The sequence below is a fragment of the Nostoc sp. genome (assembly GCF_036919615.1).
GTDB lineage: Bacteria > Cyanobacteriota > Cyanobacteriia > Cyanobacteriales > Nostocaceae > Nostoc.
Genome location: NZ_JBALCN010000046.1, coordinates 1 through 22,587, shown reverse-complemented (window position 1 = coordinate 22,587; position 22,587 = coordinate 1). Strand labels below are relative to the sequence as shown.

Below are 22,587 nucleotides of genomic sequence, written 5' to 3'. Positions count from 1 at the left end.
GAGTGAGGAGTCAAGATTTTCATAACTCCTCACTCCTCACTCTCAACTACTAACTCTAAGCGTAAACAGCGCAAAAAGTCAGCGAACTGTCATCTCCATGTACCAGCAGGAACATCCCAAGTTCCATAACCCAGCATCGATATGACTGGAGATTTTACTCGTTCAGCACGGCTGGTGGACTCCACTGGCACACCCAACGCATCACCAACACATAAACCTATCAAACCGGACAACGTTTTGGCAGCGGTTAGCATTGTTCAACCAGCATGAAACTTTTCTACAACTGAATTTTACTTGCGAAAAGCCGTTGATCAAATAATTGGTATAGTTTATAATTCCAAACTAGCTGTAGACTAGGGTGTTGACTCTAAAAGCTGATTTTCGATTGCATCACATGCCATCTTAACCCCACTTTCTGCTTGGATAATACGTCCGATGTCTGCTGCTTTAGCAGCATAGTTGGGATTTTCTAACAATTCACGCAATTGCTTGGCTACCCGTTCTGCTGAATACTGTTTTCGAGGAATTGTCCGTGAACTTCCCAAGCGTTTAACTCTTGCTGCATTGTCAGGTTGATCGTGGCTGTAAGGCATTATCAGTGTTGGGCGACCTGCCCGTAATGCTTGAGCCGTTGTACCAATGCCACCTTGATGCACGATCGCACAAGCACGCGGAAAAATTTGAGAATATGGAACATAACTCATGGCAAGTATGTTCTCTGCTAGATCCTCTGGAGGAGTATTTTTACCCATCAATAAAACAGCACGGCAGTTCAGTTGCTTTGCAGCTTGAACACTTTCCTGATAAAAATGACCAGGAGTCATCACTGCGGCTGAACCTAAAGTAAAAACAATTGGGGGATCGCCCCTATCCAAAAACTGCTGAAGTTTTGCTGCAAGTTCTGTCTCACCTTTGCTGCCATCATAGAATGCAAATCCGGTGAGTACTGTATTTTTTGCCCAATCGGGTTGAGGCTTTGCGAATACTGAAGAGAACAGTGCTAATACAAGATAAGGTGAATATTTATCATCAATGAATGGATTTCCTGTGAGAGGTGGCAAGCCAAGCTCACGCCGCAATTGGTGGATCGGCTCTGCCCAGGATTTAGACAACACTTTTGATAATTGAATGATGCCTCGGTTAGCGAGAGAACCTAGCCCCCGTAACTTGGCAAGAAATGGCAGTACAGGCAAGACAGATGGATCATAAACCGAAAGAAATGAGGCAGGCTGTAGAACAGCGAACGCCCACGGAATTTCTAATTTTTCTGCTACCAATCGAGCCGCCACAACTCCTTCACCTGTAACGATGAAATCTCCATCTTTTGCACCATCCATCAAATCGGTATAGGTTTCACGCAAACTCGCACAAACCCAATTTTTGATGACATACTCTGTGCCCGTTTTCAGATCCATCATCCGCGCCATTTCTTGTGGATCATTAAGTGCAGTGTTATCAGGGCGCATCCGATGAAACTCGAAATCGAGAGCCTCAATTTTGTCTTGATATTCTTTATGAGTTGCAAATACGACATCATGACCGCGCTTTCGTAATTCAAGTGCGATCGCAATTTTGGGATGCAAATCACCAAAAGAGCCGATGGTAGTTAAAACAATTCGGCTCACTACTGCGCCTCTCGGTTAATGACACCGTATAGATATACTTGCTTGATCTTAAAGCCTCGCTGCCCCAACAGTAAAATTGGAGTACCACCCTTACCGAGATATGAAGCAGCCCAACTTATAATTTCTAATTCCAAACTAGCTGTAGACAGCCCTTGCAAAACGCTCTGCTAAGTAAATAATGTCTTGTCTGCGAGCAATTTGGTTCATCCATTTTTGAGGAATATTTTCCACTCCGTAATAAATTCCCGCCAACCCACCGGTAACGGCGGCGGTAGTATCAGTATCTCCGCCTAAGTTGACAGCTTTCAGTACTGCTTCAGAATAAGACGAGCTATTTAACAAACACCACAGGGATGACTCCAAGGTATCAATTACATAGCCACCAGAATTAATCTCTTCTACTGGTAATTTAGCAATCTCACCACTCAAAACTCTGCCAAAATGCGGCTTCTCTAACAAAAATTCCCGAATCGAATAAATTGTTTGGATATCTTGTAATCCTTGTAAATAAGCTGTTTGGAGGTCAGCCCCTTCCAAGAGCGCCACTGCAATACTAATATAAATACCGCAGGCCATCTGCGATCGCGCATGAGCATGGGTAATGCAAGAAACTTGATGTACCCGCGCAATCAATTTATCCAGGGTTAAGCTTCTGTGACAATAAGCCATCGGCAAGATTCTCATTAGAGAACCATTGCCATTACTATTTTCACTATTACCACCGGCTTTCAAGGGTGGAGTTCCTTGTTTCCAATTCACAATTGCTAAAAATGTGGTGTTACCGATATCAAATACTTCGCCTTGAGCAGTCCAGTAACTTTCGTGATACCAGCGCCAGAAGGAATTAGCAATCGCATCCAGTGAAAATCCCTCACAAAGACATTCTGCCAAACAAAAGGTCAGCGAACTGTCATCTGACCATGTACCAGCAGGAACATCCCAAGTTCCATAATCCAGCATAGACGTGACTGGAGATTTTACTCGTTCAGCGCGGCTGGTGAACTCCACTGGCACACCCAAGGCATCACCAACACATAAACCCATCAAACCAGACAATGTTTTTGCAGTGGTTAGCATTGTTCAACCAGCATGAAACTTTTCTACCACTGATTTTACTTGCGAAAAGCCGTTGATTAAACGCTTGGTATAATTTTTAATTCCAAACTAACTGTAAATAGCTTTTGCAAAACGCTCTGCCAAGTAAATAATGTCTTGTCTGCGAGCAATTTGGTTCATCCATTTTTGAGGAATATTTTCCACGCCGTAGTAAATTCCTGCTAACCCACCAGTGACAGCAGCAGTAGTATCGGTATCTCCACCTAAGTTGACAGCTTTCAGTACTGCTTCAGAATAAGACGAGCTATTTAATAAACACCACAGGGATGATTCTAAGGTATCAATCACATAGCCACCAGAATTAATCTCTTCTACTGGTAATTTGGCAATCTCACCACTCAAAACTCTGCCAAAATGCGGCTTCTCTAACAAAAATTCCCGAATCGAATAAATTGTTTGGATATCTTGTAATCCTTGTAAATAAGCTGTTTGGAGGTCAGCCCCTTCCAAGAGCGCCACTGCAATACTAATATAAATGCCGCAGGCCATCTGCGATCGCGCATGAGCATGGGTAATCGCTGAAACATCATGCACCCGCGCCAGCAATTCGTCTAAAGTTAAGTTTCTGTGACAATAAGCCATCGGCAAGATTCTCATCAACGAACCGTTGCCATTACTATTTTCAACCTTCCCGCCTGCCTGATGGGGTAGAATGCCCTGTTTCAGGCGCATAATTGCTGTATGGGTCGTTTGACCAATATCAAAGACATCGCCACGAGGAGTCCAGTAAGCCTCTTTGTACCAGCGCCAGAAGGAATTAGCTATAGCATCCAACGAATACCCCCGACAAAGACATTCTGCCAAGCAAAAGCTTAACGAACTGTCATCTGACCAAGTTCCTGATGGTTGATTCCATGTGCCATAACCTAACATCGTTGTCACTGGAGATTTGACTCGTTCAGCACGGCTAGTAAACTCCACCGGCACACCCAACGCATCACCGACACATAAACCCATCAAACCAGACAACGTTTTTGCAGCGGTTAGCATTATTCAATCTCCACAAGAATTGCTCAAAATTAACTTTATAGATTCCCTCTATAGCTTGTTGCAACAGATGCTACAGCCTACTTTTTCATCCTATGTGAAAAGCTCGGCAAAAAGTTGTTAATCGGGTATTTTATTTACCATATCCCGACTTCTACCAATTCGCTATGAAGATGCACTTAATTTTTATTTAACGAACTGCTAAGTATGCCTTATCTATGAGACACTACGTGTAGCTTGCTTCCCCGTAGGGGTACGCGCAGCGTCTCGTTAGAGAAGGACGTCAAGGAAGAAGGAATAATCATTTAGTGCAAGTTTACTGATAATTGGTATCAGTTTAAGTTCCAAATATTATGCTATTTTAAAAAGCGTCTGTCTTGAGATAAAGAACTAGAATGAAAAGATATTGAAATGTAATTATAATAGCTTATTTATTATTTCCAGGGATAGTTACCCTGTAAGCGTTATGAATCAATAATAGTCATTTAATAAAATCTGTGAATTACTTGGAACATTTTCACATGATTTTGACTTGGAATATATAAGTAAAAAATACAAACCTTTATAAAAATTATGAAAGGCTTACTCAAGTCTTTCATGACAATTTCTGCATTATCTTCCTTAATAATTGCTCCTCTTGTTCTATCAGCTGGTCAAGCTTCTGCTGAAACCAAAAAAGGTACTGATGCTAGTTATGTTGGTGCTGGTGTTGCAGCTGGCGTTACCAGCGGTGGACAGTTTTCTGCACGCGGTAATGTTTTCTGGAGTGATAAGACAAGTGCTATCATCCCAGAACTTTCTGTGGATGTACCCATTGCTAATAGAACTAATGCCTATTTAACTGGTGGTTATTCTTTTGTAGAGAAAGATGGCTTACCAACTCCTATAGGGAACAGAGATTCAGTAGTCGTAGGTGCTGGTGTTGAATCGGAAGTTGCTAACAATTTCCTTGTCTACACTAATGCCAAAGTCGGACTTGGTGCTTACCAAAATAGCGATGCTTCTGCTGTTAGCATCAATGGTGGTCTTGTCTATCGCTTCAAATAAAAGATTATTGAGTCCTCAGTCACTCTATACTTTAACTAAGTACTCAGGACTTAGCACTTCTTCACTCACTACTCCAAAAAGCTGGTTTTGTTAAGTGCTACATCACTGACAAAGCCGGCTTTTGCCGTGGTAAAATTAAAATATTCCTCATTATTCCGGCCGGATTACCGGGGATCAAGTAGCCGAAGGGTGCTGATTCGGCGTCTACTAATGCTTTATTGAGAATACTATACAAGTCTAATGGTTAAATCTGCTCCTTCCCCCATCGCTAGCCGTAAGCCTTCCAAACTAGAAGGAATCAAGGAAAATAGTAATTTTTTGCGTGAACCTGTAGCAACTGAGATCCTTGAAGACACTACCCATTTTACCGAAAATGCGGTGCAGCTTTTGAAGTATCACGGTTCTTACCAGCAAGATAACCGTGATAACCGCACCAAGGGACAGGAAAAAGATTACCAGTTTATGCTGCGGACAAAAAATCCGGGTGGTTTGGTACCACAGCAGCTGTATTTGGCTTTAGATAAACTAGCTGATGAGTATGGCAACCACACCTTACGAGTAACTACCCGTCAAGGTTTCCAAATGCACGGAATTTTAAAGAAGAATCTTAAGACAGCAATTGCTACAATTGTCAAGAACCTAGGTACGACTTTGGGAGCTTGCGGCGACATTAACCGTAACGTCATGGCACCACCAGCCCCCTTTAAGAATCGCCCAGAGTATCAGTATGCTTGGGAATATGCCCAGAATATTGCTGACTTGCTGTCAGCGCAAACAGGCGCTTATTATGAAATTTGGTTGGATGGGGAAAAAGCAATTAGTGCTGAAGAAAACCCAGAGGTGAAGGCGGCGCGACAGCGCAATGGGAATGGCACAATTATTCATAACAACGAAGAACCGATTTATGGCACTCACTATATGCCCCGCAAGTTCAAAATTTGCGTGACGGTGCCAGGGGATAATTCGGTTGATTTGTATTCTCAAGACCTGACTTTGATAGTAATTACCAATAAAAAGAAACAGCTAGAAGGATTTAATATTTTTGCTGGTGGTGGTTTAGGGAGAACACACGGTAAAGAAGAAACTTTCGCTAGGTTAGCAGACCCCATCGGTTATGTAGCCAAAGATGACGTTTACGATATAGTGAAAGCGATTGTTGCTACCCAGAGAGATTATGGCGATCGCACTGATCGTCGTCATGCCAGATTAAAATATCTAATCAACGATTGGGGTGTAGATAAATTCCGTACCCAAGTTGAAGAATATTTTGGTAAACCAGTTGAAGCCTTCAAACCACTGCCAGAGTTTAAATATCACGACTTCCTCGGCTGGAATGAACAAGGTGATGGCAAGCTATTCTTAGGAATTTCCATTGATAATGGTCGAATCAAGGATGAAGGTTCGTTTCAACTGAAAACTGCCTTGCGGGAAATTGTCGAGCAGTTCAACTTGCCCATCCGTTTGACACCCAACCACAACCTGATTTTTTACGATATCGAACCAGATAGCAAGCAAGCTATTCAAGACATTCTCAGCCGTCACGGTGTCGGAGACGACCCTAGTAAAATTGAACCTTTAGTGCGGTATGCAATGGCTTGTCCGGCTTTGCCCACCTGCGGCTTGGCAATCACGGAATCAGAACGGGCAATACCGGGGATTTTGGAGCGGATTCGCGCTCTGTTGGATAAAATAGGTTTACAAAATGAGCATTTTGTGGTAAGGATGACCGGATGCCCTAACGGCTGCGCTCGTCCCTACTTAGCAGAATTGGGCTTTGTCGGTAGCGCTCCAGAATCTTACCAATTATGGTTAGGGGGTTCGCCAAATCAGACTCGACTGGCACAACCTTACATAGAAAAGCTGCACCATAATGACTTTGAAAGCTTCCTAGAACCGATTTTTGTCTACTTCAAGAAATCTCGGAAATCGAAGGAAAGCTTTGGTGATTTTTGCGATCGCGTTGGTTTTGATGCCATCCGCGAATTTACTGCCACCTACGACTCGCAAACAGCCGATAGTGCAAACAAATCGCGCCATCGGGTGAATTTGAAAAAAGAGGTTTATAGCAAGTTGAAGGAAGTAGCCCAAAGCGAAGGCAAGCCAATGACTCAGTTAGTGACTGAGGCGCTAGAGGCTTACTTCCAGAATCTTTCGTAAGCTGAAAAATTGAAGATAATGAAATTACAGATAGACACAGATGGATTTGTCTGTGTCTATCTTGTGTAAATCCTAATGCCGTTAGGTAACACATCCACAGGAAAACTGAACTATGGTAACAACAGCAAAATTTGCAGAAACTAGGGATGTGCTGCAAAATATTAGCTGGCAGACATTCAAAGCTATGCTGGCAGATATGGGATCTGAGCGAAATAAAAGGCTAGCTTATGACAACGGAATTGTAGAAATTATGACTCCGCTGATGCCACACGAGAACTCAAACCGTCTGATTGAAGGTTTTGTTCTTGTGCTGTGTGAAGAATTTGGTTTAGAAGTTAAAAGCGCTGGCTCGTTGACTATGACGCGAGATGATTTGGAACGAGGAGCCGAGCCGGACAGTAGTTACTACATCCAAAATGAATTGTTAGTCCGCAATAAAGAAAATATTGACCTGATTATAGATCCACCACCAGACTTAGTACTGGAAGTGGAATATTCCAGATCCAAGATAGACAAGTTGGCTCTTTATGCTTCAATGGGAGTTCTAGAATTCTGGCGGTATAACGGAAATGTGTTGTGCGTTTACACCCTCAATGGTGGGCAATATTCGCAGAGTGATAGTAGTCCAAGTTTTGCGCCTGTGCTGGTGACGGAGATTCCCAGATTTATCCAAGAAAGCAAGAAAGTTGGACAAATAGCAGCAACCCGTGTTTTCCGCACCTGGGTTAGACAGCAGATGTCTACAGCAGGGCAGTAATTTATTAACAAAAATGTCTCAACTGCAAAGAATTGCGATCGCACCCTCCCAATTCCAACAAGGGCAAATTTTGCTCACCAAAGAACAACAGCATTATTTAGGGCGTGTGTTGCGCTTGCGTGAAGGCGATCGCTTTATTGCAATGGATGGTAGGGGAAAATGGTGGTTAGTGCAGCTAGAAGACGAGCAGGCACAGGTTTTAGAACCACTGACAGTAGAAACAGAATTACCCGTATCGATTACGCTGATAGTGGCGTTGCCTAAAGGCAATGGATTTGATGAAGTTGTGCGGTGTTGTACAGAGTTGGGAGTAACTTGTATTGCACCAGTATTGAGCGATCGCACTTTGCTTGATCCTAGTCCTCAAAAACTCGAACGCTGGCGGCGCATCGCAACAGAAGCCGCCGAGCAATCAGAGCGCTCTTTTGTACCGACAATTCTAGATCCTGTTGCTTTTAACACTGCTGTCACCGCTAATCAGATAAGTCACCGTTATATTTGTGAGGCTCGTGGAGAGTATCCCCATTTAAACAAAGTACTGAGTAGCATCTCTGAGGAGATTGTTATTGCTACTGGCCCAGAGGGAGGATGGACAACACAAGAAATTGAGAATGCGATCGCATCTGGATTTCAACCTGTTTCTCTTGGTCGCCGCATCCTGAGAGCAATTACAGCCCCAGTAGTAGCATTATCCTTGATTACCGCAAGTTGTGAAGTATAAATGATTTATGGCTCACGCAAAAGTGATTTTGTGCCAGACATGACTCCAGCGTGTATTTAAAGTAAGTAATGATTGAGCAAGTTGCGATCGCCTTTGACGATAAAGATTATCAAACAGCTGCTAAATTACTCAAACAGCTGCAAAAAGAATCACCAGACAATCCTTGGGTGCAATTTTATCTTGGTCGGCTACATGAAGTATCTGGAAAGCGTCAGGATGCAGAAAAAATTTATCGGCAACTGCTGCGAGATATAAGGAATATCAAAATAGTGACGCTAGCACGTCAAGGTTTGCAAAGACTACAAGAAATGGAGCTAGAAGAAAGACAAAGAGCTATTTCCCAAGCAACAGCCCAGCCGAATAACACTGAACTTGGCATACTAGTTTTAGAACCACTCAGTAGCGAGATGAAAACAGAAGCATCTCGAAAATTCGCCGAGATTATGCAGCTAGACCCTTACACCGCACGACTAATACTGCCAAGTCGTGGCTGGAGGTTATACCGCACTGGCCAAGTGGGAGAACTAAAATTTTACGGAAAACAGTTACAGCAGGCTGGCATTCCTTGCTTTTGGGCAACAATAGCTCAAATTCAGCAAATTCAAGTTTATCAAGTCAAATATTTCCAAGAATCTACCCCACAAGCTACTGTTGTTTGCCGTAATGATATAAATCAACTCGGTTCTCTCACCTTTGACTGGTCAGAAGTCACAGCAAGAGTAATAGGACTTTTGCCCATTTTTGAACAAGTTGTAGATGTTGATGCCCAGCGTAAACTGGAATGGAAAACCCAAACACAAGACTATGCTCAGTTTTGTGATTTACACCTACCTGGTAGACGTTGCATTCTCCGATTTGATGACAACGGCTATGAATTTCAGCAAGGTTTAGAAATCATTCCCCAAACTAGCCAAAATACAATCAGAATTAATTGGAATAGTTTATCAACTTGGATTGACCAGCAACTACCTCAAGTCAAAATTTGGTCAGATTTCACGTCTTTTGCAGATACAACATTAGATCAAACAGAAATGCTGGGTCACATCAAGTCTTACATTCATCTGTTTCGTAGGGAACAGACTAATTGGGACCCAGCTTTTCATTTATATAGTGGACTGGTGTTTGTTAAATAATTTATGGATAAGTATAAAATGACACTAAACCCTTATCATGAGATTAACTAATTTCTAGCAATCCGATTTGATTTTTTCAAAAATCTAAGTATATGTAGCTATCAAATCTATGAATACAGTAAGTGCTAAAAACCAACAGCTAGGGGGTTTGTATGTCCAATCCCCTCAAGGAGAAAAACTAGTTTTTCCGCTCAAACATACGGAAGTTCTAGCAAAAATTGCAGGTAACTTGTCACGAGTCGAGGTGATTCAAAGCTTTGAAAATCCGTTCACACAGCCTTTAGAAGCAGTATATATCTTCCCATTACCTGATGAAGCGGCGGTGGATGATATGGAAATCAAAATAGGCGATCGCATTATCAAAGGTAATATTAAAAAACGTGAAGAAGCGCAACAAATCTACGAAAAGGCCAAACAAGAAGGACGCACCACCGGACTTCTAGAACAGCAACGAGACAACATTTTTACTCAATCTTTGGTTAACATCAAACCTGGTGAACAAATTGATGTCATAATTCGTTACACCGAAAGTTTAAAATTTGAGGCGGGAAACAACGAATTTGTTTTTCCGATGGTGATGGGGCCAAGATATATTCCAGGAACACCGATAGATAATAGAGGTGATACAAACCAAGTTCCTGATGCTTCTCGTATTACACCGCCTGTAGTCCCAGAAGGAATGCGCTCGCGTCACAATATTAATGTCACAGTAGAAATTGATGCAGGTTTACCAATTTCTCAAGTGCGTTCTCCTTCACATCAATTAAAAATTGAACACTCAGGTCAAATAGTGCGGATTCAATTAGCTGGAGAAGATACAATTCCCAACAAAGATTTAATTCTCCGCTATCAAGTTTCTGGTAAAGAAACTCAATCCACGATATTAACCCAAGCCGACGATCGCGGCGGACATTTTGCAATTTATCTGATTCCAGCTTTGGAATATTCTACTGATGAAATTGTCCCCAAAGATGTCGTCTTTTTGGTGGATACTTCCGGTTCACAATCTGGTGATCCATTATCGAAGTGTCAAGAATTGATGCGGCGATTTATTAATGGGTTGAATCCCAATGATACTTTCACAATTATCGATTTTTCTGATAAAGTCAGACAGTTATCAAAGGAACCTCTGCCGAATACACCAGAAAATCGTGCCAAAGCGATCGCTTACATTAACAATTTACAAGCTGATAGCAGCACAGAAATGCTCAGTGGTATTCGTACAGCCATAAATTTCCCTACACCAGTCGGAAGATTACGCAGTGTTGTACTCCTAAGCGATGGCTACATCGGCAACGAAAATGAGATTTTGGCAGAGGTACAACAGCACCTCCAACCAGAAAATCGCCTTTATAGTTTTGGTGCTGGTAGTTCCGTTAACCGTTTTTTACTGAATCGCATCGCCGAAATTGGCCGGGGAATATCCAGAATTATTCGTCATGATGAACCCACAGAAGAAGTTGCCGAAAAGTTTTACAGGCAAATCAACAACCCCGTACTTACAAATATTCAAATTTCTTGGCAAGGTGACATAGAATCGCCTGTTATTTACCCAGCCATAGCACCTGATTTATTCAGCAAACAACCATTAGTTTTATTTGGTCGTAAACAAGATAGAGCCAACGGTAATCTGCAAATCTCCGGCATTGCTGCGGGCGGTAAGCACTACGAAAAAATGTTTCACCTCATATTTGAGGAAACAGGAAATCTTGCTATAGCGCAGTTATGGGGACGTGCTTGCATCAAAGATTTGATGAATCAAATGGTGAGCTTTGAAACCAAAGCTGGTGTAGAAGCAGTTACAGAAACCGCCTTAACTTATCAACTGCTTTCTCAATACACCGCTTTTGTGGCTGTCAGCGATGACGTGCGGGTTGAACCAGGAAGCGAATATGTGTCTATGCAAGTGCCAGTCGAAATGCCTGAAGCAGTTAGTTACCAAGGAGTGTTTGGCAGTCCTCCTGCTGGTGGTTTTGTGCGTCAACTATCACTCTTAATGCCATCAGCACCACCTTCAGAAGACGTTCCAGATTTTCTCCGACAAAAGCGATCGCCACAATCCCTAGTAGCCAAAGAAGTTAATATTCCTTTTAACAGCTTTGATTCCCAACAGATGGAAGAAGATGAAATATCAGACGCAGCCATCAACTATCAGTTAGAAGTAATCAGCGTTACTGGCTTGGATGAAACAGGAATTGCTGACCTAACCCAACACCTTCAACAACTAAACTTGCCTTCTGGCTTTAGTGGTGAAATCGTTTTTGAGTTCACCGTCAATGAAGGTCGGGTAGGAGGGGTAGTTTTGGATGAAAAAGCCTCGACTCTAAAAGATGCAGTTGTAGTGGAGAAAATTAAGCGATCGCTCCTAGTTTGGAGAGTTCCCCCATCTACAACTGGCAAAGTTATCTTAACCTTGCATGTTCACGTTTAACTTCTAGAGACCGTAAATTTACGGTCTCTATCCATTACTAGGCTTTTTAACCTGACGTGCCATGTCTAAGTAAGCACTCATATTCGCCCCTGGACGACGACGACCATTAGAGCTAGTAGTCGAAGGAGCAAGATATTTTGGTGCAAAGGTGGTTTCAGTTGGCTGCTGTTTGAGTACTTTGGCTGCTGCGGCTTTTTCATTTTTGCCAGGTTGAACTTTAAGACCCTCAGCAGTCTGGACTAACTGAACATCAGCTGCTTTGGGATTTTTAGCTGATTTTGCCTTAGCCTCATCTGCGGCAGTTTTTGTTCCGTTCAATGAATCTGGCTTGGATGGAGATGGTGCTTCTGATCCAATTGTTGCCGTTACTTTCTTAGCATTCGATGCAACTGTATCTGCTACTTGCTTCACATTCGATGCTACCTCTTTAGCAGCATCTTTAGCAGCATCTTTGGCTTCGTCCAATTCTAAGAAGTAGCCGTTGCTTTTCTTCTTCCCTGGTAACAGTCCGGTAATGAAACCCAGAATACTGCTAAGAAAACCCTGAATGCCCGAAATTGACTTTTTGATAAAACCCATTACAATTACTCCTGCCTTTTACCTTTTATATTTGAAACTAGACCGTAATTTTTAACAATTACGACAAAATCTTACATTTTATGCTTTGCGCCACCCCATTCTGGTGACATCCCTTATAGGTTTGTGCTTAATCAACATTGTAGTAAAACTAGAGAGCAAATGTTTTCTTACAAACATTTGTGACCTGTATACACCGAGAACTAATTATTAAATTTTACTGTAACTAAGAGCAAGATTCTGAAAGCAGGCTTTACAAAAATTAACATTTATTTGTTTGAAAATTACTAATTGGAGAAAAACAAGCGGTTTACTTTCAACCAGTGGGAGGAGTGTCATAGCCTGTTGGCAGATACTAACGGTACTCGTTACATTTTCTACAGACTTAATTCAGCCAGATTTTGGAGATGAACACTGAAAATCAGCAGCGCAATCCTGTGATATTAGTACACGGGATTGACGACACAGAGGCAGTTTTCCATAAAATGAGGGCATACCTAATACAACGGGATTGGTCTGTATATAGCTTAAATTTGGTTCCTAATAATGGTGATGTGGGTCTTGATGAGTTGGCAAAGCAACTAGCTGATTATGTTACAACCACCTTTGCACCAGAACAACACCTAGATTTAGTAGGCTTCAGCATGGGAGGAATTGTCAGCCGTTACTATGTCCAGCGACTGGGAGGAATTAACCGCGTCCAGAGGTTTATTACGATCTCTTCACCCCATCATGGAACTCTGGTTGCTTATGGTTCCCGGCGTCCTGGTTGCGTACAAATGCGCCCCGACAGCATTTTTCTTAAGGATTTAAATTCCGATGCTGTAATATTGGAGCAGCTAAATTTTACGTCTATATGGACACCTTATGATTTGATGATTGTCCCAGCGAATAGTTCACAAATGCCCGTAGGAAGCGAAGCAATAGTAACGGTTGCTCTACATCCTTGGATGCTGACAGACTCCAGGAGTTTAGCAGTAATAACAACAGTTTTAGCAGAGCGTATTAAGCTGCCTTTCCTTAAGAAAGCATCCAGTTAGTAGCCAGGATGCTTGTTACGCTTGATTTATTCATCTTTAATTACGAATTTCTTAAGTCCTATCCCCAATTTGTGTATGTTCGTAACTCCCAAAAATCGCCTCTGAGTGACGATAATACTTGAACTCCATGAGGTTATAAAAGGGATCTTCTAGAAAGAAAGTGCGATGCTCAAGAGGAGAACCAACAAAGCGGTTTTTGGTTGATTCGCGAAAAAGTAGCTGTTGTTGTTGTGCCCTTTCTAGTAAGTCTTGCCAATCACGTTCTTGGGTAAAAATTAGCCCAAAGTGTCTAGGGTAGATAGTATGTTGCGGTGTCAACGGTTCTTTGGTGAAGTGAGCTACTAGTTGATGACCGTAGAGATTGAGAATCAGGGCGTGGCGGTTTTCACGACCAGGAATGCAGCCCAAGCCATCCACGTAATATGCTTTTGTTTGGGCAATGTCAGTCACAGGGAAAGCCAGATGGAATAAAGTTTGGCTCATAGCTTGTGTAGAAAAGACTAGTAGTTGATGCTATCTACAATTTATGCTGTTAAGTTTTGATTGTGGTCAACTTGAACACAGTTTTAATTGATATTAACTTATATTCTTTATGTTTATGACTAAGATTGGGGACTGAGTAATACTTCAGCCGTTGCATCCTGTAGCTACAGACTTCGCCCTGTATCTACATAATTTACACTTAATTCTTTAGGTGACTGTTTGTCTTGTGCAGCTATACTAATTTAGGTTTGCATGGGCACACGCTTAGGAACGTAGATTTTATAACTTACAACTTTATTAGAGTGTATTGGGAACTTAACCCACCCGATGAAAGTGCTTTGAGTGCATTACGTACTCGAAGAGTCCAGGCAACTAAACAGAAGTTTTGCATTTTGTTTAATCCACGTTCTTTAGTCAATATTGCAGTGTATATCTAAGATGTTGTTTTTAGTTTTACACTCAGCTTTCAGAGCGATACCTACGCAATTTAGTTAATAATACAAACATATTACTTTAGCTGAGGAGGTGTCATACCAATTCTTTGTGAAGCTGCACAAAATCAACCTTGTAAGACTTGGGGCTTAAGCAAATTGTTCTATGCAACCTCATAGATAATCGGTGTCGAAAATTAAGCACTAAGAGTGATAAATTCGTTATTCTGTTGATATTCAGACAAAATTACTCATGATTAATTGCTGATGTTGTCCTTAATTGATTCTGTAAATCCTTGGTTGGTAGCAGTAGGATTAAACACAGTTTTATTGGGTTTAGCTTGGGTTGCTCCGAAAAAGCTACTTACCCCTGCTGGATTATTCCACGCCTGGTTCCTGGCCATCTTAATTTGGGTAACTCTAGGCTGGCGAGGATATGCAGTAGTAATGTTCTATTTTCTGGTTGGTTCTGGCGTTACCCGTATCGGGATGGCGCAGAAAGAGGCAGAAGGAATTGCCGAAAAGCGTTCTGGAGCTAGAGGCCCAGAAAATGTTTGGGGTTCAGCTTTGACTGGGGCGCTGTGTGCCTTGGGAGTAGGAATGATAAATTCGGGATTTCTTGTACCTAGTCCCCAATTCTTAGTTCCCAATACTTCGGCTACCCTCAGTACAAGTCTCCAGTCCCTATTATTGTTAGGCTATGTAGCGAGTTTCAGTACCAAGCTGGCTGACACCACTGCTAGTGAAGTCGGTAAAGCATATGGTAAAAGCACCTTTTTGATTACCACACTTCAACCAGTGCCTCGGGGCACAGAAGGAGCGGTAAGTTTGGAGGGAACTTTAGCTGGGATCGTGGCTTCTGTGGCGATCGCATTTGTTGGTTGGGGAGTTGGTTTAATTGATCTATTGGGAGTAGCTTGGTGTGTACTGGCAGCATTTATTGCCACCAACTTAGAAAGTGTGATTGGAGCAACACTGCAATCTAAGTATACTTGGCTGACCAATGAAGTAGTAAATATTTTGAATACTTTAATCGGTGCGATCGCGGCTGTGCTACTTGCCTGGACATGGACAAGTATCATTAAGTAGATCGGTGAGAATAAACAATTACTTGGTCGCGTATGGGACAATTTTCCCACCTCAGTTGCTACAACTTTGGTCACATGAGCAACGCAGTGGCTCAACTTTTAGCAACTGGCAAAGAAAACTGACAAGAAACAATTCTTACATATGCTTTGCTTTATTTTTGCCTGTCTACCCACCTGATTATTTCTCTGAATCTATAAAGATTTGGTTACACAACTTGCTTTGCCTTACAACCGAGATTTTCAATCCTGTTCTGTCCCAGTTAGACCGTAAAAGTGATTATGGGAAATTATTTTACTTATTAGCTATATAATTTTTTGACCATTTAGATGTAATTAGTTCATGGAATCTTTATCATATTTATCCATCAATGACCGGATGATTTCTATATGATTTAATTTAAAAGTCCTATAAGTGTTTAACCATTTTCACATAACTAGTTCATGGAATCTTTATCATTTTTGACAATCAATGACCAAATAATTTCTGTTGAGTCAGCAATAAAGTACCTGCAAGCCTCTGGGAAATTGGGACAGTTCATTGGAGATATTCTCCGCCAGTACGTAATTGAGGAAGAAATCCGAACACGAAACGATATTGAAATTGGTACAGCAATAACTGAACAGGCAATTATTGACTTCCGGCTAAAAAATCAACTGACTGACCCCCAAAGTTTTCAAGAATGGTTAAAGACCAACAACACAGATTATGCTACTTTTCACACATCGGTTAGTTCTGGTTACAAGTTAGAAAAGCTGAAAGCTGTAGTGACGGAATCAAAACTCCAAGAATATTTTATTGAACGCAAAATTTTTTTGGATCGGTTAGTACTTTCCCGGATTATTGTTGATAATCGAGAATTGGCAGACGAACTACAAACTCAAATTGAAGAAGGAGGTAGTTTTGAGCAACTAGCTAAAGAGTATTCACTTGCAGATGACCGAATTGTGAACGGCATGATGGGAATCATCAGTCGAGGAAGTATGCCGGATATATTACGGGCAGCTATTGATGTGGCGAGTCCTGGACAATTGCTAGGACCAATAGAAATCGTTGGCAAAGACTCTCCCCAAGGAGAAGGACCTTATGGTTTGTTTCGAGTAGAACAATTTATGCCAGCGTCCTTAGAAGATACTCAACTAAAGCAAGCACTACAAAATGAGTTATTTGAAAAATGGCTAGCAGAGAAAATTCAAAAACTGACAGTCAAATTACAAGTGAGTTAAATATTCTGGATAATGAATCTTTACGATTAAAAGTGCTAGCTTCTTTGCCTTGGAATCAACCACCACTATCCTGGCTGACTCCCGAACAACAATCCCGATTGGAAAATGAGTCCCAAACTCGTCAGTATCGTCTTGGAGAAAAAATCTGGTCAAACGATGTCGGTGGTTATCAATTCTTGATTGTGGCTGGGAAAGTTCGCTTGCGAGAAGAAGGAGTTGGCAAACCAATAGCCGCCCTAGATGTGGGAGATTGGTTTGGCGATTTCCAAAAGCTGTCTGCGGATTTTAAAGCTGTAGCTGCTAGTAAAGAAGTGGTAGTAGTTTGTTGGGATACTGCACTATGGGCAGAATTTTCTCACCCACAAATTCAGGAGTTTTGGCAAGTGTTACCGATGGACATGGAAAGAGAAAGGGAGACATTTTCCTTCTCTTCCACTCGTTCACTAGCGCCAGCCTCAGAGGGAACTTCCAGCCCCCACAGCCTCCAACCCCAAAGAGGACTCCCAGCCGCCAATCTGATCATCCCAAATTATCCGTTTGTTGCCAGTTGGAACACCGCTGCTGCCTGTTTAACAATGGTGGCGCAACAGTTAGAAAATTCTGTGCAACTGGAATGGGTGCAGCGCCAACTCAGAGGACAACGCCCAAAACAGGTTGTGGAAGCAGCAGAAAAGTTAGGGTTAGTGTTGCGGCGGTTACAAGTGAGTTGGGGTGAGTTGCGACAGCTGTCATTTCCAGCTTTACTGCTGTGGAATTCTGACTCACCCCAGAGTCCATCCTGGGTGGTAGCCTATGGAGTTAAGGGCGATCGCCTAATTATTGCTAACCCTCTAAATCCCGATCGCATTTGTGAAAGCTTGCCGCAGTCGATAGTTGAGGCATCCTGGGATGGACAATTGTGGCAAGTAGAACTCATATCCCAGCAAGAAAAATTTAACCTCAGTTGGTTCACCCCAGCAGTTTGGAAGTATAAAGGATTGCTAACAGAAGTATTGTTAGCATCTTTTACCTTGCAGCTTTTAGGGTTAACAACACCGCTAATTACGCAAGTCGTCATTGATAAAGTGATGGTGCAAGGGAGTTTGCCAACTCTCGATGTGATGGCGATCGCACTTTTGTTTGTAGCCATATTTGAGTCCATACTTGGCATTCTGCGCCTATTCATCTTTACCCATACAGCTCGTCGTCTCGATTTGAGTTTATCAGCACAGCTATTTCGTCATCTGATGCGTCTGCCATTAGCTTATTTTGAATCGCGGCGCGTCGGAGACACAATAGCACGAGTCCAAGAACTCGAACAAATTCGTCAGTTTCTCACAGGTACAGCATTAACTGTAATTCTAGATAGCATCTTTGCTGTGGTCTACCTGGCATTGATGTTTTACTATAACGTCCCACTCACCTTTGTTGCCTTAGCAGTACTACCACTATTTGCAACTTTGACGATAGTTGCAACACCAATTCTGCGTAACTGGCTCAACGAAACTTTCAACCGGAGTGCTGATAGTCAATCATTTTTAGTGGAGACAATCACAGGAATTCACTCTGTTAAAGCCCATGCAGCAGAACCAGTAGCCCGCGATCGCTGGGAAGGCTTGTTTGCTCGCTTCATTCGCACAAGTTTTAAAGCTTCTACTACCTCCAATATCAGCAGCAACATTGGTGACTTTCTCACCAATTTTTCCATCATGCTGATTCTCTGGTTTGGAGCCAAGTTAGTCATCGAACAAAAGCTCACAATCGGGCAGCTAGTTGCCTTTCAAATGCTGTCTGGTAGAGTCACAGGCCCGCTTTTGCGTTTAGTACAGTTGTGGCAAAACCTCCAACAAGTGCTACTTTCTGTAGATCGCATTGGTGATATTCTCAACGTCTCTCCAGAAGCTGAACTGGGAACTGGCCTAGTTTTACCACCCCTGAAAGGACAAGTCACCTTTGAGCAAGTCTTTTTCCGCTACCAGCCAAACTTTGAAGCAATTCTGCGGGGAATATCTTTCAATGCCGAACCAGGGCAATTTGTTGGCATTGTCGGACGCAGCGGTTCTGGTAAAAGTACCCTGTCTAAGATATTGCAACGCCTCTATCAAATTGAATCAGGACGCATCCTTATTGATGGTTTTGATATTAAAAGTGCCGATTTAGCCTCACTGCGTCAACAAATTAGTGTAGTTCTTCAAGAAGACTTTTTATTCAATGGTTCTATTTTGGAAAATATCACTCTCGGTACTCCTGACATTAGCGCAGAGCAAGTAGTAGAGGCGGCAAGACTAGCAGTAGCCCACGACTTTATCAGTCAATTACCCTACGGTTACGAAACCAATGTTGGTGAACGCGGTACAGCTTTATCTGGTGGACAGAGACAACGTATTGCCCTAGCAAGGCTATTTCTTTCCCAAGCGCCGATTTTAGTTTTAGATGAAGCTACCAGCGCTTTGGATAGTGAAACTGAACAGCAGGTACTGCATAACCTACAAAAAATTTCCGCTAATCGTACCGTGTTCCTCATTGCTCACCGCTTTGCACCCCTCAAACGTGCTGATTTAATTTTGGTATTAGAGCAAGGCGTGATTGCCGAACGTGGTACTCACTCCCAGTTGTTGCAACAAAAGGGTTTGTACTGGTCACTATATCAACGGCAGCAGGCAAATATCTAGTCAAGCAATTTTGGATTTTGGACTTTCCTGCGGAACGCTACGCGTAGCTTGCTTCCCCGTTAGCGCTAGCGTCTGTCTGCGACACGCTGCGCGAACCTAGAGAAGGGGTACGGCTACACTCAGTCGAATGATTTTAGATTTTAGATTGACCCCAGAAATCAAGTCACTTGCTTGTCAATTAATTTTGGATTTTGGATAATATAATTATTCTCGCGTTCTAATTTGGGGGCAACTCTACCAGACGCGCAAGGGACAAACATGCATTAAATTTTGGACTTTCCTGCGGAACGCTACGCGTAGCTTGTTTCCACGTTAGCGCTAGCGTCTTTGTTGGCGCAGCCTCTTTGTCAGGAGAAGGAGAAGTGGTACGGCGTGAGCGCTCAGTCGAATGCTTTTGAATCTTCTCTACGAGAGGCTCCGCCAACAATTCTATTTTCCAAAATTTAAACATCGTAAATTCGGTGATGCCAAGTCTAGATTTAACACTATCTTTCCTAGTTCGGCTTCTAAAACGCCTGTTGGATAAGCAGCCAACCCCTATTTAACCTCAATAATTCAACTAAAAGCGCTCTCAATCCTAGAGAGCGTTTTGCTGTTTGGTGATGTTCTGGCTTTCTCCCTTTGCCCAAATCTTATATCAATGACAAAAATCTTTGCAACACATGAATCGGCTGTAGGAGCGTTAATGCTCAAATTGAGTATCTCCTGACAGAAGCAGCACGCAAAACAGGGACATGGAAAGAAGATAAGCGCCAAAAAAATACTAAAAAGCACAAGATGGATATACAGACACAAGACACATTAGATGATTAATCCTAAATCAATACTTGTATTACAGACGTGATCAGGATGGTGTGCTTTTAAATCAGGTATTTGTCATCTTAATCTTGCATCATTGGGAAGGGAACTAGGAACAATTCTTTTTAAGGTATAAAAATAGGTGCGTTACACTCTGTCAACGCACCTTACTGGCATGACACAGTTAAGGTAGTACATTAAAAATCTCTGGAAACTCTAATTTTAGAAATATAATGCAATTTTTATATTGCACCAATTTCGACTTGCTAACTAGTAATAATTTAAAATTTACTCGCTTGATAAATTGACTCTTAAGAAAAAGCACTATTTTTAGAATGTTTTTTGGTAGTAAAATTAGCAATTTTTTATGAAATTTCATAGTAATTATTGAGAATAGAATTGATTCACAGATTAAAACCTTTTTTTTAAAGGTTTTAACGCTTCAATCTGTCAAAAAAAGATTGCTATTTTTGAGAAAAAAATACTTATGCTGCGTGATGATGTTAATAACAATGTGCTGTCAGATAAACGGCTAAATGTCACTTCAACTTCCTCATTAGATACCTTTAATAGGAAGGATGACTACAGCCTCAACTTCATCAGACGTAGTAGCTACAACTCAGCCGATGCTAATGTGCGGTTGCAAAATAGCGGTAACTCCGAAAATAGCAGTAACACTACTGCTAATGCTTTTAACACTGGGAATTATAACTCTACCAATGGTTATGGCTTGATTAATGGAGCAGCAGCAGTGGCTAGAGTCATTGGTCAAAATACCTTTGCTGATGTTCCTGATCTTGGTGGCAATAATTGGGGAGCAGACCTGGTTAAAGCACCGGAAGTCTGGGCACATGGATACACAGGTAAAGGCGTTGTTGTCGCTGTTGTAGATACTGGAGTTGACTACAACCACGAGGATTTAAAAGATAATATCTGGACGAATCCCAAGGAAATTGCTGGCAATGGTAAAGATGATGATGGCAATGGTTATGCTGATGATATCCACGGCTGGAACTTTGTTGACAATACTAATAATGTCCTAGATGACAACGGTCATGGCACTCATGTTTCCGGCACAATCGCAGGAGAAAATAATAACTATGGTGTCACTGGTATTGCCTATGATGCCAAGATTATGCCCGTCAAAGTTTTAGATGAGTCTGGCTCCGGTTCCTTTGATTCCATATCTAAAGGTATTCGCTACGCCGTGGATAATGGAGCTAATGTGATTAACCTCAGTTTAGGAGGGCCATCTTCCAATAGTACTTTAGAGTCAGCCATTGACTATGCCAGCAGCAAAGGAGTGATTGTCGTCATGGCAGCAGGTAATGATGGTGGCCCATCACCAGAGTATCCCGCCAGCTATGCATACAAGTCGGGAATTGCAGTTGGGGCAGTAGATAGAAATAATAATATGCCTGACTTCTCTAACCGCTCTGGAACGAAGGAAATCGCTTACGTTACAGCCCCAGGAGTCAAGGTCTACTCATCAGTTCCGAATAATAAGTATGCCACTTATAGCGGCACTTCTATGGCTGCTCCCCACGTTGCTGGTATAGTTGCTTTGATGCTTAGTGCTAACCCCAACCTTACTGATGCCCAAGTCCGTCAGATTGTTACAGAAACTGCCGGAAATAGTACACAAACTACAAGCTCTAGTTTTAATCTTTCTAATGTCAGTTCTCTACCAAAACAGGCGATGTCTGACGACAATCTGTTACACATCAACGCACAAACTGCAAATTATCTGACATCACAGACAATTTCTAGTTTTAATAGTTCTAATTTTGGTTCTCAGAATGGTCAGGCAATTACAGAAACAGCAAAATATCTGACACCAGATACTATCGCTAGTTTTAATAATTCTAATGTCGGCTCTCCAATAGGTCAGGCGATCGCAAAAACGACAAAGTATCTGACACCAGCCGAAGATAATAACGGATTAGCCAATCCAGAATTATGGTCGCAATTCCAAAACTCTGAGAAGATTCTGAGCAGCACCAATGTGGATAGTAATGATGATAATGATGATCAGAATAATCCTGATTATGGCAAATTACTAGAGGGAATGCAAAAACAACTCGAACAGTATAGAAAATACTTTGGTATCGCTTGAAAATTATCTAGCGATTTGCAGTTGAGTTTAATACAGAGCTAATACTGCTCGATGAAGAAAATCAAGCAACCTAAAAACCTTGTAGAGATCCGAATTTTCGCGTCTCTACATTTTTATAGAACCCATTTGATATCTTTTAGGCGAACAAGTAGAATCGACACGAACAGGTGAATTCAAACAGGTAAGGAGTGAAAATGGGGTATTCA

Annotated in this window: 16 protein-coding genes and 1 pseudogene; 11 read left to right on the top strand and 6 right to left on the bottom strand. The window is 41.9% G+C overall.

All coding sequences use genetic code 11. The features are described 5' to 3' along the window. Positions 1-70: 70 nt before the first annotated feature. The 4 genes and pseudogenes from V7K48_RS14655 to V7K48_RS14640 all read right to left on the bottom strand — a co-directional run. A pseudogene (locus V7K48_RS14655) lies at positions 71-254 on the bottom strand (ADP-ribosylglycohydrolase family protein); the annotation flags it as partial. Positions 255-353: 99 nt separating this feature from the next. Then, entirely contained in the window at positions 354-1,625 is a 1,272-nt protein-coding gene (locus tag V7K48_RS14650) for a glycosyltransferase (RefSeq protein WP_335073579.1), read from the bottom strand. A gap of 135 nt (positions 1,626-1,760) precedes the next feature. Next, entirely contained in the window at positions 1,761-2,702 is a 942-nt protein-coding gene (locus tag V7K48_RS14645) for an ADP-ribosylglycohydrolase family protein (protein ID WP_335073577.1), read from the bottom strand. Positions 2,703-2,789: 87 nt separating this feature from the next. Then, positions 2,790-3,731, bottom strand: coding sequence for an ADP-ribosylglycohydrolase family protein (locus V7K48_RS14640; protein ID WP_335073575.1), 942 nt, complete (start codon positions 3,729-3,731; stop codon positions 2,790-2,792). A 570-nt stretch (positions 3,732-4,301) separates the two neighbouring features. Here V7K48_RS14640 and V7K48_RS14635 point away from each other — a divergent pair. The 6 genes from V7K48_RS14635 (at position 4,302) to V7K48_RS14610 (ending at position 11,974) form a co-directional block, all read left to right on the top strand. Further along, positions 4,302-4,775: a hypothetical protein gene (locus V7K48_RS14635; RefSeq protein WP_335073573.1), complete on the top strand. Its 474-nt coding sequence runs from the start codon at positions 4,302-4,304 to the stop codon at positions 4,773-4,775. Positions 4,776-5,015: 240 nt separating this feature from the next. Then, a complete protein-coding gene (gene sir / locus V7K48_RS14630) occupies positions 5,016-6,932 on the top strand; it encodes a sulfite reductase, ferredoxin dependent (protein ID WP_335073571.1) in 1,917 nt (638 codons plus the stop codon). A gap of 112 nt (positions 6,933-7,044) precedes the next feature. Continuing rightward, positions 7,045-7,689: a Uma2 family endonuclease gene (locus V7K48_RS14625; RefSeq protein WP_335073569.1), complete on the top strand. Its 645-nt coding sequence runs from the start codon at positions 7,045-7,047 to the stop codon at positions 7,687-7,689. A gap of 13 nt (positions 7,690-7,702) precedes the next feature. After that, positions 7,703-8,410, top strand: a complete 708-nt coding sequence (locus V7K48_RS14620; protein ID WP_335073567.1) for a 16S rRNA (uracil(1498)-N(3))-methyltransferase — start codon at positions 7,703-7,705, stop codon at positions 8,408-8,410. A gap of 68 nt (positions 8,411-8,478) precedes the next feature. After that, on the top strand, positions 8,479-9,543 hold the full coding sequence (locus V7K48_RS14615; protein WP_335073565.1) for a tetratricopeptide repeat protein: 1,065 nt from the start codon (positions 8,479-8,481) through the stop codon (positions 9,541-9,543). A 109-nt stretch (positions 9,544-9,652) separates the two neighbouring features. Beyond that, positions 9,653-11,974 carry a VIT domain-containing protein gene (locus tag V7K48_RS14610; protein WP_335073563.1) on the top strand — a complete coding sequence of 774 codons (2,322 nt, stop codon included), beginning with the start codon at positions 9,653-9,655 and terminating at the stop codon, positions 11,972-11,974. 27 nt (positions 11,975-12,001) lie between these two features. Here the strand turns inward: V7K48_RS14610 and V7K48_RS14605 are convergent, their stop codons facing one another. Then, entirely contained in the window at positions 12,002-12,553 is a 552-nt protein-coding gene (locus tag V7K48_RS14605; RefSeq protein WP_335073561.1) for a hypothetical protein, read from the bottom strand. A 404-nt stretch (positions 12,554-12,957) separates the two neighbouring features. On the opposite strand from V7K48_RS14605, the gene V7K48_RS14600 reads away from it, so the two are divergent. After that, positions 12,958-13,590 carry an esterase/lipase family protein gene (locus V7K48_RS14600; protein ID WP_335073559.1) on the top strand — a complete coding sequence of 211 codons (633 nt, stop codon included), beginning with the start codon at positions 12,958-12,960 and terminating at the stop codon, positions 13,588-13,590. Between the two features lie 51 nt (positions 13,591-13,641). On the opposite strand, the gene V7K48_RS14595 is transcribed toward V7K48_RS14600, so the two are convergent. Continuing rightward, positions 13,642-14,073 carry a VOC family protein gene (locus V7K48_RS14595; RefSeq protein WP_335073557.1) on the bottom strand — a complete coding sequence of 144 codons (432 nt, stop codon included), beginning with the start codon at positions 14,071-14,073 and terminating at the stop codon, positions 13,642-13,644. A gap of 698 nt (positions 14,074-14,771) precedes the next feature. Here V7K48_RS14595 and V7K48_RS14590 point away from each other — a divergent pair. The 4 genes from V7K48_RS14590 (at position 14,772) to V7K48_RS14575 (ending at position 22,381) form a co-directional block, all read left to right on the top strand. Then, a complete protein-coding gene (locus tag V7K48_RS14590; protein ID WP_335073555.1) occupies positions 14,772-15,593 on the top strand; it encodes a DUF92 domain-containing protein in 822 nt (273 codons plus the stop codon). A gap of 440 nt (positions 15,594-16,033) precedes the next feature. Further along, positions 16,034-16,816: a foldase protein PrsA gene (locus tag V7K48_RS14585; RefSeq protein WP_335073553.1), complete on the top strand. Its 783-nt coding sequence runs from the start codon at positions 16,034-16,036 to the stop codon at positions 16,814-16,816. Then, positions 16,765-19,467 carry a type I secretion system permease/ATPase gene (locus V7K48_RS14580; RefSeq protein ID WP_335073551.1) on the top strand — a complete coding sequence of 901 codons (2,703 nt, stop codon included), beginning with the start codon at positions 16,765-16,767 and terminating at the stop codon, positions 19,465-19,467. The genes V7K48_RS14585 and V7K48_RS14580 overlap by 52 nt, the downstream gene beginning before the upstream one ends. A gap of 1,285 nt (positions 19,468-20,752) precedes the next feature. Beyond that, positions 20,753-22,381 (top strand): S8 family peptidase, encoded by a 1,629-nt coding sequence (locus V7K48_RS14575; RefSeq protein ID WP_335073549.1) that lies wholly within the window; start codon positions 20,753-20,755, stop codon positions 22,379-22,381. The last annotated feature ends 206 nt before the right edge of the window (positions 22,382-22,587 follow it).